Annotated in this window: 12 protein-coding genes; 3 read left to right on the forward strand and 9 right to left on the reverse strand. The window is 46.6% G+C overall.

Features of this window, described 5'->3' with window-relative positions; genetic code table 11:
• Positions 1-100: 100 nt before the first annotated feature.
• The gene (locus EXU57_RS13505; protein WP_133268753.1) at positions 101-1,633 is read left to right on the forward strand and encodes a GH3 auxin-responsive promoter family protein; all 1,533 of its coding nucleotides are present in this window, start codon (positions 101-103) and stop codon (positions 1,631-1,633) included.
• A 28-nt stretch (positions 1,634-1,661) separates the two neighbouring features.
• Positions 1,662-2,300 (forward strand): LysE family translocator, encoded by a 639-nt coding sequence (locus EXU57_RS13510; protein WP_243745592.1) that lies wholly within the window; start codon positions 1,662-1,664, stop codon positions 2,298-2,300.
• Between the two features lie 99 nt (positions 2,301-2,399).
• Here the strand turns inward: EXU57_RS13510 and EXU57_RS13515 are convergent, their stop codons facing one another.
• The gene (locus tag EXU57_RS13515) at positions 2,400-3,536 is read right to left on the reverse strand and encodes a formimidoylglutamase (RefSeq protein ID WP_133268755.1); all 1,137 of its coding nucleotides are present in this window, start codon (positions 3,534-3,536) and stop codon (positions 2,400-2,402) included.
• A 197-nt stretch (positions 3,537-3,733) separates the two neighbouring features.
• Here EXU57_RS13515 and EXU57_RS13520 point away from each other — a divergent pair, with 197 nt between their 5' ends.
• The gene (locus EXU57_RS13520; RefSeq protein WP_133268756.1) at positions 3,734-5,533 is read left to right on the forward strand and encodes a BatD family protein; all 1,800 of its coding nucleotides are present in this window, start codon (positions 3,734-3,736) and stop codon (positions 5,531-5,533) included.
• Between the two features lie 32 nt (positions 5,534-5,565).
• Here EXU57_RS13520 and EXU57_RS13525 read toward each other — a convergent pair whose 3' ends face one another.
• From EXU57_RS13525 to EXU57_RS13560, 8 genes are all read right to left on the reverse strand, one after another.
• On the reverse strand, positions 5,566-6,273 hold the full coding sequence (locus tag EXU57_RS13525) for a response regulator transcription factor (RefSeq protein ID WP_133268757.1): 708 nt from the start codon (positions 6,271-6,273) through the stop codon (positions 5,566-5,568).
• Positions 6,270-7,256: a sensor histidine kinase gene (locus tag EXU57_RS13530; RefSeq protein ID WP_133268758.1), complete on the reverse strand. Its 987-nt coding sequence runs from the start codon at positions 7,254-7,256 to the stop codon at positions 6,270-6,272. Before EXU57_RS13530 ends, EXU57_RS13525 begins: the two co-directional genes overlap by 4 nt.
• Positions 7,257-7,302: 46 nt before the next feature.
• Complete coding sequence (locus tag EXU57_RS13535) at positions 7,303-7,779, reverse strand: gliding motility lipoprotein GldH (protein ID WP_133268759.1); 477 nt, start codon at positions 7,777-7,779, stop codon at positions 7,303-7,305.
• A 117-nt stretch (positions 7,780-7,896) separates the two neighbouring features.
• A complete protein-coding gene (locus tag EXU57_RS13540) occupies positions 7,897-8,772 on the reverse strand; it encodes a YicC/YloC family endoribonuclease (RefSeq protein ID WP_133268760.1) in 876 nt (291 codons plus the stop codon).
• 499 nt (positions 8,773-9,271) lie between these two features.
• Entirely contained in the window at positions 9,272-11,074 is a 1,803-nt protein-coding gene (locus EXU57_RS13545; protein ID WP_133268761.1) for a SusE domain-containing protein, read from the reverse strand.
• Positions 11,075-11,085: 11 nt separating this feature from the next.
• Complete coding sequence (locus EXU57_RS13550; RefSeq protein ID WP_133268762.1) at positions 11,086-11,856, reverse strand: hypothetical protein; 771 nt, start codon at positions 11,854-11,856, stop codon at positions 11,086-11,088.
• A gap of 11 nt (positions 11,857-11,867) precedes the next feature.
• Entirely contained in the window at positions 11,868-12,374 is a 507-nt protein-coding gene (locus tag EXU57_RS13555) for a DUF5004 domain-containing protein (RefSeq protein ID WP_133268763.1), read from the reverse strand.
• A 19-nt stretch (positions 12,375-12,393) separates the two neighbouring features.
• Entirely contained in the window at positions 12,394-13,782 is a 1,389-nt protein-coding gene (locus tag EXU57_RS13560; RefSeq protein ID WP_133268764.1) for a RagB/SusD family nutrient uptake outer membrane protein, read from the reverse strand.
• Positions 13,783-13,785: the final 3 nt, after the last annotated feature.

The raw sequence follows: 13,785 nt of genomic DNA on the forward strand, positions 1-13,785 counted from the left end.
ACACCTCCTGAGAGCGGAGCGGTATTAACGAAAACCCACCACTACATGTGCAGCAATTGCTGTAGTTTCGTACATGTATACTTAACACAACCATTGCCATATGGCTATATTCGATATTAAGCTGCCAAAAACACTGATGAGGGCATTGAGGTTACCCGAAAACAATGCACGCCGTCAGCAGATAAATGTGTTAAAAAGACTACTTCGAAAAGCACGTTTTACTGAGTTTGGGCAGGCTTATAAGTTTGACGAGATCCTGATGAGCAGCCACCCGGGCAAGACATTTCAGAAAATGGTTCCGGTTTTTGATTACAATAAAATTTACCGCGAATGGTGGCATAAAACGCTTAAGAATATTCCGGATGTATGTTGGCCGGGAAAGATTAATTATTACGCCCTGAGCAGTGGAACAAGTGAGGCTTCAAGTAAGTACATTCCCATTACTAAAGACCTGTTGCGTGGCAATCGCCTTGCCATGATCAAACACCTGATTACACTGCGCAACTACCAGGACCTGCCGGTAAAATCTATCGGAAAAGGTTGGCTGACGATTGGCGGCAGCACCGATCTGCAAAAAGAACATGGCTACTATGCAGGCGACCTGAGTGGCATTACGAGCAAAAGAATTCCTTTTTGGTTCCAGCCTTTTTTTAAACCCGGCCACAAAATTTCGCGGCAACGTGACTGGAACAAGAAACTGGATGAAATAGTAGAGAAAGCACCAGAGTGGGATATCGGATTTGTAGTTGGGGTGCCGGCATGGATACAATTGTGCATGGAGCGGATTATTGAGCGTTACAAGTTGAAGACAATACATGATATGTGGCCAAACCTGGCCTTTTTTGTTCATGGGGGGGTAGCATTTGAGCCCTACAAAAAGGGCTTTGAAAAATTGCTTGCACGCCCTCTGATTTACATCGAGACCTACCTCGCGAGCGAAGGCTTCATTGCCTACCAGGATCGCCAATACGCAAAGGGCATGCGGCTGCTTACTTCAGGTCATATCTTTTTCGAGTTTATACCATTTGATGAACACAACTTTGATGCAGACGGAAACGTGGTTGCCAACCCGGAAGTGCTCATGATTCACGAAGTAGAAGAAGGAAAAACCTATGCACTTTTATTGAGTACTTCAGCAGGCACCTGGCGGTACCTTATCGGCGACACCATAAAATTTACGGATAAAGAAAGATCGGAGATCGTGATTACAGGGCGTACCAAACACTTCTTAAGCCTGGTGGGTGAACACCTGAGTGTCGACAATATGAACAAGGCGGTTCAGCTTGTAAGCGAAGAGATGAACATTAGTATACCTGAGTTCACAGTGGCCGGGGTACCTTTTGAATCGTTTTTTGCACATCACTGGTATGTGGCCTGCGACGATAAGGTAGATAAAGAACTTTTGTGCCGCAAAATTGATGACAAGCTTAAGGAACTCAATGACGACTATGCTGTTGAACGCAATAGCGCCTTGAAATCAATCATGCTGGATGTGCTTACGGAGGAAGACTTTATGGAATTTATGCGGCAGAAGGGAAAAGTAGGCGGGCAGCACAAGTTTCCGAGGGTGCTAAAAGGAAAAATGCTCGAAGACTGGCAGAATTTTTTAGCAGGACAGCTGGTGTCAAGATAAACAAGTGATTAAAGCTTAATTGTAATTGATGATTCCTGCAGTATTGAAAGGTTTGGCTTTAGGTTTTATGCTCAGTATAACAGTAGGACCAGTCATTTTCTCCATCATCAAACAAAGCCTGAACAACGGACATAAAGGCGGATTTGCGTTTATAGCGGGGGTATCGGCAAGTGATATTGCTATTGTAGTCGTCGCAAATTTCTTTACAGAGCTTTTTAGCAACCTGCTCGAATATAAAACCCAGATCGGCATTGGCGGCAGCTGCCTCTTGATTGCACTGGGGGTTTATGTGATTTTCTATAAAAAGGTACCCGTTAACCCTGAAGGCATGCATGTGATCAAGACCATGCGAAAAAGGGATTACCTCAAGATCTTTCTGTCGGGCTTTTTTATGAACTTGTTAAACCCGGCGGTAATTGGCTTCTGGTTGCTCACCTCTACATCGTTGCTCGTTGAAAGCTCTCACTATCGCCTGATTGTTTTTACAACCTGCCTGGTAGTAGTCGCGGTCTTTGATATCACAAAAGTGATGCTTGCGGGCCGGATCCGGCAAAAATTGACCCCACATAATATCCATATTATCAACCGGGTAAGCGGGCTCGTGCTGATCGGCTTTGGTGTAGCACTCATCTGGGGCCTCGTGTCCTTTGGCGACAGCATCTCTTAGCATTCCCTCCCTTTTCAACCGAAACGCTTCTTAACCTTTGCTTTGTCATCCACAATCTGCACCTTAATTCTAAATCCGCCAATTCGCAATCATTAATCCCTAACTTCTTTCGATCGCCCGTAACCACCGTTCGGGAATATCGTTTCTTGATGCTGCAATATAATCGCGATGGCTGCAGGCAATGAATTTTCCGTCCGGCAACTGCATCCACCACCTGCCGCTTTTTTTACTTTGCAAAAACGATGTTTCTATTTCGGCAAAGGCCATGTTGAATTCGTTATAATGATTGCGCTCCTCGATTGCAGCCTCCATCTTACCCTTTGAGATTCCATCCATAAAATACCACAACATGTGGGAGACCTGCTTTGCGGTAAGGTCGTGCACATCCAACCGGGGATCAAATCCATAAATGCCAACACTGTTTACGGTAGGGCTCATACCGGCATATTGCATCAGGGTACAGGCTTCTTCGCCGTTGAAGCCGTTTGGTGTAGTCCGGTTTGCCGGTGCATGGCTGTTCTGTATTGCAGCTATATCAAAGCTAAAGAGGTGCGTATTCCGGATTACGGGTTCCATCTCCTCCATGTTCTCCTTTACCCGGCCAACCCTGAAGCAGTCGAAACGCAGGCGATCGATAGTCTGCAACATGTCGGGATGTACAAAATAGCTTTGGAAACCGATATGGTTGTAGTTGCGGATGAAGTTTGGCTCGGCGGTTAACATGCCCATGAGAAAGTTTTCTGCCGGCATCACGCTTTCGATATCAAGGTCAATTTTTGCGTCGACGCATACGGCTTCTATGATCTGTTCCATGTGCGCATAAGCCTTGTATTGTGCAACGGTAAGGTCGTGGCTCCCGCCCAATATCACCACACGTTTGTTGTGGAGCAAAAGTTCATTTACTACCGCGCTCAGGGCTGCATAGCTGTCTTTAAGCGATGAACCCGTTTTTACGTTACCGATATCCGCCACTTTTACATCCTGGTGCCAGTGAAAAAGACCATAGAACTCTTTTCGAACGGCATTTGGCCCTGCGGCATAGTCGGCTTCAGTAAACATACCCCGACTTTCTCCGCAGCCCACCAGCACCATATCTGCATCTGTTATGTCGGGAAAAGACTCGTCGTACAGGTTAATGTGCCGGCCAAGTTGGGTGCCTTTAAAGCCCTCATCATTCGACAACTCAAATACATTTACAGGATCTAAAAAGTCAATGATTGATTCTATATTCGGCATTGGGGTAGTTTGGAACAAACTTACACAAAAACAGGGGTGGCATCTTCATTGGGAATAACAGCCGCCTGCCCCTTACAAAATCCACAAAAGGGGTTTTATGATCACCTTGTACCCGAATGGGTGCGGCGGTTTTAACGAGCGGTTAACCGCTATTCTTTTCCCCATGCGTCCGGTAAATATTACATTTGCCTGAATACATGAAGACCTTTTTAAGATACATATGGGCGGTGCTGTTTGTAATTTCAAGTGCAAGTTTTGCACAAAGTTTTACAACCCGGGTCTCCTCGAAAGCCATAGGTAAAAGTGACCTGCTCGAAGTGCAATACGTGGCCGAAAATCTTGAATTGGCTGATTTTATTCTTCCCTCATTTCCCGGTTGGGTGGTCCAGTCTGGTCCAAATTTCAGCAGTAACCGTATGCAAAGCGGTAATACGATTACCCAACAGATTATCTATTCCGTCACCCTGCAGCCAACCCGCACCGGCAAGCTGAGTGTTCCTGCTGCAACCGTAAACATCGACCGCAACAACAAACGCAAAAGCAATACAGTCACCATCGATGTAAAACCTGTTGACCATGTGGCAGGTAACAGGCGTACGAATATGGGTTCCCAACCCGGTGCAATAATGGACGACCCGGCTCAGGATGAAGAGACAGATACAAGGGACCAGGTATTGAGAAAAGGCGAAAACCCCATCAACAAAATAAAAAATAACCTGCTGGTAAAACTTGATATCAGCAAGCCAACGTGTTATGTTGGTGAAGCGGTTATTGCAACCTATAAACTTTGTACCCGTTTACGTTCTCAATCGCGGGTTGTAAAACAACCTGAGTTTTCAGGCTGTACCGTTACCGAACTTACCACGGAGCAAACCCTGCCTAAGCGCGAGATGATCAATGGCAAGATGTACAACGTTTATGTTATCCGCAAAGTGCAGCTGTTTCCCCTACAGCCCGGTGAAGTGATACTGCCAAAAGCAAGCGTTGCCAATAACGTGATGTTTTACAAAGAAGAAGACCTTAACTATCGCGACTTGTTTTACAACCGTTCAACACCGGCGTTTGAACAGGAAGTAACGGTAAGTAACCCTCCCAGCGTTATTAAAGTTAAACCGCTGCCTATGCCTCAGCCAGACGCTTTCACCGGGGCAGTCGGAAGATTTACGATGGAGGCATCCGTCGGGGACGGTAAAATCACCACCAACAATAACGCTGCCCTTAGCGTGGTTATCGAGGGTATTGGTAACCTGCAGCAAATTGTAGCACCAACGGTTACATGGCCAAAAGGGATCGAAGGCTTCGATCCCGCACAGGAAGAGGAGTCTGATAAAAACATCGCACCGGTACGGGTGCGAAAAACGTTTACCTACCCGTTTGTTGTGGCTAAAAAGGGCCAGTATAGCCTGCCCGGTACAGGGTTTTGCTATTTCGACCCGGTAAACGAACGCTATGAGACCATACAAACAGCCGCACTATCGTTTAATGTTGAACGAGGTCGCAAGCAGGTATTGCCCGTTTCCAACATCATCAGCACCTCCGATTTTCAAACAAGATTATACCTGCTGATCATCGCCGCCTTTGTTGCCGTAATTGCAGGCTTGTATTGGTTCAACTTCAAACGAAGCCGTAAAAAACAGCCTGTCCCAGCTCCGGTTGTACCTGTGAAAATTGAAACACCGCCACCAGCGATTATTGACTCCGAACAATACATTCATGCTATTCGTGACCTTAATCCGATTGAAGACTACGACTTCTATAAGCAACTCAAAAGACATATCAGTTCTTACCTTGGCGCACGCTACCATGTCGAAGGCAACGATACTGCTGCGCTCGTGAATGCACAACCAGGCGAGCAGGAGACCTTTAAAGAACTGGATCAGCTGGTAAGAGACTGCAGCCTCGGCATGTATACCCCGGTGTTTGATGCGGAAGAGGCCATGAAGCATCGCTTACGCGCTATAGAATTACTGACGAAGCTGGAGAAGGCCCGGTTCTAAATTTTGCCGGCGTATCCTTTATGCCCTTAAATTTATTCGGTGTATTTATAACCAACCCCCCGCACGGAATGAAAAAACTGCGGGTTACGGCTGTCCCGTTCAAAGTACTTGCGGAAGTTCAGTATGAAATTGTCAATCGTTCGGGTTGTAGGGTAAACATTGTAACCCCAAACTGATTGTAAGATCTTCTCCCGGGTTACCACCTCATTTTTATTCTCCAGCAGCAGCTTTAGAAGCATCCCTTCTTTTTTACTCAGTTCAATGTGCTCGTTATTCCAGGTAATGGCTTCCTGTGCCTTAAAGTCTATTTTATTTTTACCGAACTCATAAACGTCCCCGATCGACTCTTTGTCGAGTAGTTTTTTGTTCTTCTGTATCAGCTTATTTACACGCAGTAGAAGCTCCTCGAGATTAAATGGTTTTGTAAGGTAGTCATCGGCACCCTTTTTTAAACCCAGCACCCGGTCGGCACTGTTGTTTTTCGCACTAAGAATTAGTATAGGAACTTCGTTGTTTTGGATCCGGAGTGTTTCAGTTATGGTAATGCCATCCACTTCAGGCAACATAATGTCCATAATAATCAAGTCGAAGTATTCATCCTTTATTGCCTTGAAAGCTTCATTGCCCGTGAAAGCAGAAGTAACTGAATACCCTTCTAATTCGAGGTTCAACTTTAGCGCCTCATGAAGATTTTCTTCGTCTTCAACCAATAAAATGTTTGCTTTTACTTCTTTTGTCATACGGTTGTTTTATTTAGAGTTACCGTAAAAACGCTACCCTGCGGTTCGTTGTTTTTAACCGATATGTCACCGCCATGATCATTTGCAATTCTCTTGCATAGGTACAACCCTAATCCCGTGCCCTTGGTATTGCGTGTTGCTTCGTTTCCGATCCGGTAGAATTTCTCAAATATTTTACGCTTTTCGTCCTCGGGGATGCCAGGTCCGTGGTCGGCAACCTTTAAAACAATTCGCTGCATTTGTTCGGCCAGGTCAACTTTAATGGGGATATCCCTTGGCGTATACTTCTGCGCGTTTTCCAGTAGATTGTTCACCAGTACCTGCAACAGCAAATGTTCTCCCGTGAAAAAAACCTGCTGGTCAACATTGCCATTGATTTTGCGGCCGGGGAAGTGATTCTCAAACTCTGCGATACAGTCCTCCACAACTTCACTAAGGTTTAGTTCTACCCTGTTCAATTGGTAAGCCCGCGCTTCCAGCTGCGAAGCAAGCAGGATATTGTTACAAAGGGTATTTAGCCTATTGGCTTCCTGGATGGTATTTGCAATTAGCTTTTGCTGCCTGCCTTCGTCGAGCCTGTGTTTTTGCAGGGTTTCAAGATTCAAAAGGGTAACGGCAATGGGGGTTTTAAGCTCATGGGTAATCGCCATCATAAAATTCTGCTGCTGTAACGAAAGCCTGAACTGGCGACGGGTGGCGCGGTAAACATATATTGCAGAAATGATGATGAGTCCGAGAAACACCACACCTTCGAGTGCAAACTTCCTGGTTTGCCGCCGCTTTTCGCTGGTAATTGCCTTAACTTTTAGATGGTAATCCGGGTCAGTTTTTACCAGCTCCTGCAACTTGTAATCGGTCATCTGCCTGTTCTGCCGCTCGAGCAAACTAAACCACCAAACAAGGGCTGCAACCACGTATAGCAACAGGAACCAGTATACGATTGTAATAACCCGGAGTTTTCTTGAGGTATTCCTTGATTTCATTTTTCTGGAACAGCCCCGCAGATAATTTACCGTTATCGCGAAGCCGTTATTTCACTTTTTCTAATCTTATCCCCGCGTTCATAACATGTTGCAGCGGATCTTCGCGCATGGTTTGCTCGAGTATAAACTGGTACCTGCCTTTTTTTAATACAATCCCGCTTACCGTTGGGTCGGGATTACGCGATACCAATATGCGATGTTCAAATATGTCGTCCATACCACTGCCCAGCCAACCTTTCTGGTTGTCGCCAAGCTTTAGATCCAGCCGCCTTGTTACAGCCGTATCTCCTGGCGCAACAGTGGTGAGGTTAAGCCAGATGTTATTAAAATTGTACGCGTCCGTATGCCTGATTACGACGAATACGTTGTAAAGTGATACCGTATCGGTGATCTCGAAACTTATCGGAACTTTTTCTTTACTGTTCCATTCATGTTTCCGGAAAGCCTTTGTTTGCTCATACAGGTCAATGGTATCGCAGGAGAAGAGAAAGAACAAACAAAAAAGAATACATACTGTTTTCAAACGCGGGTATTTTTACAAAGGTATTCCGGCAAGCAGATTTTCAAATAATAGATCAGGTGTTTTAACGGCGGGTACTGATCAGCAGGCGCAATGGTTTTCTTGGTTCCGCCAACCGGGTTACAAAATATTCAGCACCTGCTCCTTTGCTTTCTCCAGCTCATCTTTCATCAGCACTACACTTTTTTGTATTTGCGAGTCATACGCTTTCGACCCGGTGGTGTTGATTTCCCTTCCAATTTCCTGCATGATAAAAGACAGTTTTTTACCCTTACTTTCATCGGCTTCAACCAGGATCGACCTAAAGTAATCACAATGGTTTTTCAGGCGTACCTGCTCTTCGCTGATGTCAATTTTTTCGATATAGTAGATCAGTTCCTGCTCAAGACGGTTAGGGTCATAGCTCTCTTTGCCTACATTTTCTTCAAGCACTTTCTTCAGGCCGTCCCTGATCTTTTGCTGGCGCAGTGGCTCCAGCTTTGCAATTATATTTTGTTGCAACAGTATGTTTTCAATCCTAAGCAACAGGTCGGTTTCCATCGCCTTGCCTTCTTCGGCGCGGTGTTGTTTTAGCAGCCCGATTGCATTTGAAAGCACCTCTTTAAATCCTTCCCATTCCGTGGGGGTAAGCATCTCGGTCGAATTGGTTACCACGTCGGGTAATTTCAACAGGGCACTTAATATTCCTGCAGCGTCAAGGTTCAGTTCCGTGGAAAGATCAGAGATCGACTGGTAATATGCTTTTGCGAGTTCGGTATTAATGGTTACCGGGCGCGAAGAACCATTTTGTTTTATCGTGATTATGCATTCAACGCTGCCACGAACCAACTTCTCCTGCAACATGTTCCTGATCTCAAATTCGTATGGCTTAAGCAGTGATGGTATGGTGATGCGTATGTCAAACTGTTTACCGTTAAGCGATTTCACCTCCACCAGGAAAACCTTGTCGCCAACCGCTTGTTCAGCCCTTCCAAACCCCGTCATTGAATGCAGCATTGTATAAATTTGTTATCGGGTAAAAGTAAATGAATTAAATCATAAGCAACACTTAAGCCCCACAAGGTCAATACGCGGTTGCCTTACATTAAGCCTCTTGAACTGTGCACGTTATAGCCAAAAGGTCGAACCGGTACAAACCATTTTGCCCGTTATCTGCACTGCAATACTTGCACAATACCATCTAAGGTAATTTTTATGGACCCGGCCATAACGCTTTGGGCATCGGCCGTTGCGTCGCACGTGTGAACAATATTTCATTGATGGAACAGGTGTTTGAGTACCTGAAAGGTCAGCCTAATGGTTAACTCCGCTTTACCTGGAACTTTGTTCCGAAGCACATCACATGCTTTGTTTATCTAACAGGTACATGCATCATAGCAATTAAAAACTTGGGTAGGTTGCCCGCTAAACAAAGCCTGTCCCGACCCAATAAGAGATCGCACAAAAAAGCCGGCTCGTTTCGGAGCCGGCTTTGAAACTTGTTTACAGGTTGTACTTAAGGATTAATCTGCATCGTTTGAGCATATTCATCTAAAATGATGGTATAGGTTCCGGCAACTGCAGGCGTTTTAAAGTTCCCTCCGCCATCCCACTTCAACTTTCGGTTGGTATTACTCCCGGTTGAACCATTGTCGCCATTGTCCTCGTAATCAAACGCACCCCAGGCATTGCCCGCCAGGAACTTAATGTCTTTACCTGCTTTAAGGCTGAGCCTGATTTGCCAGCGACCTTGTCCAAGATAATTCATCTGCGGGCTGCTTCCCGGATCCCAGTCGTTTACTCCCGGCACATCCATACCGTCGCCAACTACACGCATTTGTGCGGCAGCGGTCATATCGTACTTCAATGCGCTGCTGTCTCTGCCATCCCATATTACCCTGTACCGGCCCGGTGGGTTTACGGTAGCAAAGTTGTCGCCATTAACCGATAGTATGTTCCCGGTTTTTGTTCCATAACTCCTCGTATCATCGGGTGTATTGCTGCCATTGTTCCATTCATTGTTGTCAATCAGTTTCCATTCATCTGCGGTAAAATCGGCAATGCCTAAAAACAGGTTTGTTCCGATAAAACTAAGTGCGTTGTTGGGAAACACGTTTGCAGGGGTCCAACCGGCTGCCGTTGCACCTCCAACAAAACCCATTCTTCCTGCCATAACGTTGTACTTAAGCGTGGTGCGGTTTACCGATACCCGGTAAACTCCCGCGGTGGTCACTTTAATGTTGTCTGATGAGTTAAGTACCAGGTTACCACCCGTGCCGCCATAGTTCACATCCCATGTCCTTCCCTGGGTTATCTTAAACTCGGCATTAGCGGGCAGGTAGATATAAGTGTAGTAAAGGTTATTGGCAAGTCCCGGCCGCAGATCCCTCAATAACTCGGGTGCATTTGCCGGTGTCCAGTCTGCCCCATTTCCAGTTGCGGTCTGGTAGTTTCCGGGCATGTAAAGCCGTACCTCACGAAGCACGGCAATGTCGTTAACAAAGTCCGCTTGTTGGCGCCAGCTTCCGGACGTAGCCACCACGGTCCACTTCAATGCTGTTGGTGCACTCAGGTTAGTCAGGCCTTTAGCGGTGAGCGTATCACTCAGGGCCTTATAGCTTATGCTTGCAGTAGTGTCAGCGGGAGCCGGGTTTGGCGTTAAACTAAACAACGGACTACTAAAATTTCCTTCAGGACTGAAGAGTACCCGGTAACTAACAGCAGGACCACCGGCCGCTGGAAATGACCTCGTCCAACGAAAAGTTATGCTTTGCGTGGTCGATCCCGGATCGATAGCAACGGGCGTTGTAGAAGAAGCCGGAGCAAGCAGGATAAATGGCGACGCGCCATCTTTGAAACGGGTAACCGTAATATTAAAAACATTTGAAGCAAGGATTACGGTTGAACCATTGTCTGCCTTTATCGTCCAGGTCAGTTCAGCCTTGGCCCCATCGGCGATGCCTTTTGCTTTCAGGGCATCATCAAGCTGCTTGTGGGTAAGGGTGAGTTTTGTATCAAGTCCGGCATTGTCGGCTGGCACCTGGATCAGCGGAACTTCGAAAGTACCCGTTGTTTTTTGCGTTGCAAGAAAAGTGTAAGTTGGCTTTGTATTCAAGCCGGGCTTAGCTTCCGACCAGGTGATTTCAATAGGTGCCGACGGTGTTGCTGCATTCAGTATAACCTCGGTGCCTGACACCGGCGACTTAATTGCAAATCCAACAAGGCCCTCTCCTGTAACCTCATCACCGGCAAGATCCGCCTTTTTACAGCCGGCTAATAGAACAAGTATGAGGAAGGTAAAAAGTGATAATTTTTTCATGACAATCGTTATTATTTGAGGGTAACAAACTCAACCTGTGCTTCGGATGACGACACGGTGGTATTTGCACCATTGGTATCCCTGACGGTTCCGTTGAATTTAAATTTAAATCGCGCGAGCCTGCGACCAGCGCCCGGGGTAAATTGGGCCGAAGGAATAAAGCTTGCTGCCCAAACGGTGTTTTCAATTTTACGTGTGGCTATTGTAAGTGGTGTTCCTACTTCCGCCCCAGTGTTGTCCAGTAAGGCAATCGTAGCTGAAACAGGTGCCATACGTTGCTCTTCAACGGTGGTCGCAAGTGCCTGGTCGAAGTTCACCGTTACCACATCATCCCTGTCGACCTTTGCAGGAAATACCCTAAGCTTAGCGGGTGCAAAAATCAGGGGATCGAATGCGAAAGGTTTGTAGTCGGGGCTCTGTTTAGAGCCGTCCTTTGCTTTAACCAAAAAACCAAAGTCTTTTAGTTCTGCAGGGGTTTGGCTAAACATGGTTGTGCCCGTAAACTTAAAGGACCACTTGTTGGTACCTGCTGGCGTCATCTTTGCCGTAGCGGGCGAATTTGTCCATGATGTATTCGTAAATCCATCCTTCCCTCCCCCACTAACGTTTGAAAACATCCATATATAAGCTTCAGGTTGACCCGCCATAGGTGTTCCGGTGACATCCACCGTAAGGGTGACCTCGTCTTCAGCGGTAAATACAGGTGGAGAAAATGTTACCTGCGCATGGCCTGCAAACGCAAAGGCAACCAGGCACAACACTAAACTGCATATTTGTTTCATCTTGATTTCGTTTATTGTTTGGTGAACTCGTAACTGTACGACATGATAAGCCTGTTTGAAGCCGAGTCACGTCGCTCGCGGGTGATCTTTAATACCGGCGTGATACCGGTTGGGTAGGCACCAAGGGTAACGCGTGCAGTATCGGTTGCGCTGGCCAGGGTAAGTACTTTTGGGTATGCAGGATCATCTACCAACCAATTGCCACTTGCAAGCCGGATAATACGCGGCGAATTACCCGGGGTTGTGCTAAAGGTAGAAGGTGCGCTGCCATTCGCGTCGAGCTTAAGCACAAAATCTCTATAAGGAAATAGGGTTGTCAGATCAAGTTGCTGGTAAGGAAACCCTTTTCTTTTTGAGTCCTCATCGGTTTGTATCACCTTATTCAGCTTCCAGGTACCTGCAAGCATCGAAACATTGTCGTTCGGTAATCCAACAGATTTATATTGTTCAGGCTGGCAGGCGTACAACAACACCATGGCTGTGGCGATGAAGAAGCCTGGTTTATTTGACGTTTTCATGTATGTTTCTCTTTAATGTTTAAAAGCAATTGCCTTCAGGGTTCAGTTGAAATGAAGCATTGGCGTCCTGTTCTCCCTTCGGAAACTGGAGAATAAATCCAGGACAGTTCCATGGAGAACCGCGTCGATCAAGGTTCTGGCTGCTTCTTACACCAATCCGTTTGATCTCCTGTACCCTGTTGCCTTCTCCTACGAGTTCAAGCTCTCTTTCGGTTCGTGCTGCAGCAATGACGGCCGCCGCCGATGCAGTAGCTGGCAGATTTTGGGCTGGTCCGCCATATGCACGCGTGAGGATCTCGTTGATGTCGCTAATCGCTACGGCTAAATTGGCGCTGCCTGTTTCCGCACCAGCTTCTGCACGGATGAGTTTTATTTCCGTAAGGTGAATAATCGGCAGGTCGAAAAAGGCCTTGTTATATTTAGTAAGCACATTCAGGCCCGCTTGCAGGGTATTGCTGTACCAGGCTTTTCTTTTATCCGAGCCCTTTGAAGTGGCAACCGCGTAAAACTGGTCGGTGAAGGTGAAGCCGGGCGGAGATTGATCCGAGCGGAAACTACCTCGCAGATCGCTACCCGGGGCATACGCCGAACCCTGGTTCTGGATAACGTAGATGCCTTCTTTACTCATGCCTTCTGAGAAGCGGTGGTTGTAAGAAGTGTCGAGTTGGAACTTATTGCTTTTGATCACCTGGTCTGCATAACTAAATGCGTCCGGAAAGCTGTTCATTTGGAAATAAACCTTCGCCAGGTAAGCCTTTGCGGCCCATTTGGTCGGGGTGTAAAACTTGCCGCCTGCAGGTTCAGTTGGTAACAGGCTATCCGCAGATTTCAAATCAGCAATCACGATGTCATATACTTCTTTAACCGTGGCACGTTCCTGCGAGTTTAAGGAAACACCGGTCCTGATTGGCACTCCAGGATGTGAGTTGTCCGGAGTAAAACCATAAGGCTGCGCAAACATCCTGACCATCTCAAAGTGCATTATGCCGCGGAAAAACTTTGCCTGCCCTTCCAAAACCGGCCTGGCCGAAGAAGCTATTGAAAGGTTTTCCAGGATAACATTGGCCCGGGTGATTACCTGATATGCACGGTTATAGTAATCGTCGCGTGTAGCACCGAAGTAGGAATTCTGCCTTTTATAAATCTCCGAATAATCCCCGGTAAATTTGTCGCCCCTATAATGATCAGCGAGTAGCTCATTCAAAATTTGATGCCGGCCACCCATAAATACCCCGTCACCAAGAAGGGTGTTGATGCCATTTGCAAATCTTATGAGTCCCTGTTCATCTGCAAAGGCCTCTTCTTTCGTAAGCTGCCCCTCCGGCGGACGCTCCAGGAACTTGTTACAGGCCGACGTAGTAAAAACAACGGCCAGTATAATGATGATGACTTTACTATTTAGTTTCATATA

This window comes from Segetibacter sp. 3557_3 (assembly GCF_004354985.1).
Classification (GTDB): Bacteria; Bacteroidota; Bacteroidia; order Chitinophagales; family Chitinophagaceae; genus Segetibacter.

Excerpts from the sequence above, each read along its gene's own strand:
- EXU57_RS13530 (WP_133268758.1), bottom strand. The coding sequence starts at position 7,256 with ATGAAATCAAGGAATACCTCAAGAAAACTCCGGGTTATTACAATCGTA.
- EXU57_RS13525 (WP_133268757.1), bottom strand. The coding sequence starts at position 6,273 with ATGACAAAAGAAGTAAAAGCAAACATTTTATTGGTTGAAGACGAAGAA.
- EXU57_RS13540 (WP_133268760.1), bottom strand. The coding sequence starts at position 8,772 with ATGCTGCATTCAATGACGGGGTTTGGAAGGGCTGAACAAGCGGTTGGC.
- EXU57_RS13550 (WP_133268762.1), bottom strand. The coding sequence starts at position 11,856 with ATGAAACAAATATGCAGTTTAGTGTTGTGCCTGGTTGCCTTTGCGTTT.
- EXU57_RS13555 (WP_133268763.1), bottom strand. The coding sequence starts at position 12,374 with ATGAAAACGTCAAATAAACCAGGCTTCTTCATCGCCACAGCCATGGTG.
- EXU57_RS13560 (WP_133268764.1), bottom strand. The coding sequence starts at position 13,782 with ATGAAACTAAATAGTAAAGTCATCATCATTATACTGGCCGTTGTTTTT.
- EXU57_RS13515 (WP_133268755.1), bottom strand. The coding sequence starts at position 3,536 with ATGCCGAATATAGAATCAATCATTGACTTTTTAGATCCTGTAAATGTA.
- EXU57_RS13505 (WP_133268753.1), top strand. The coding sequence starts at position 101 with ATGGCTATATTCGATATTAAGCTGCCAAAAACACTGATGAGGGCATTG.
- EXU57_RS13520 (WP_133268756.1), top strand. The coding sequence starts at position 3,734 with ATGAAGACCTTTTTAAGATACATATGGGCGGTGCTGTTTGTAATTTCA.
- EXU57_RS13545 (WP_133268761.1), bottom strand. The coding sequence starts at position 11,074 with ATGAAAAAATTATCACTTTTTACCTTCCTCATACTTGTTCTATTAGCC.
- EXU57_RS13510 (WP_243745592.1), top strand. The coding sequence starts at position 1,662 with ATGATTCCTGCAGTATTGAAAGGTTTGGCTTTAGGTTTTATGCTCAGT.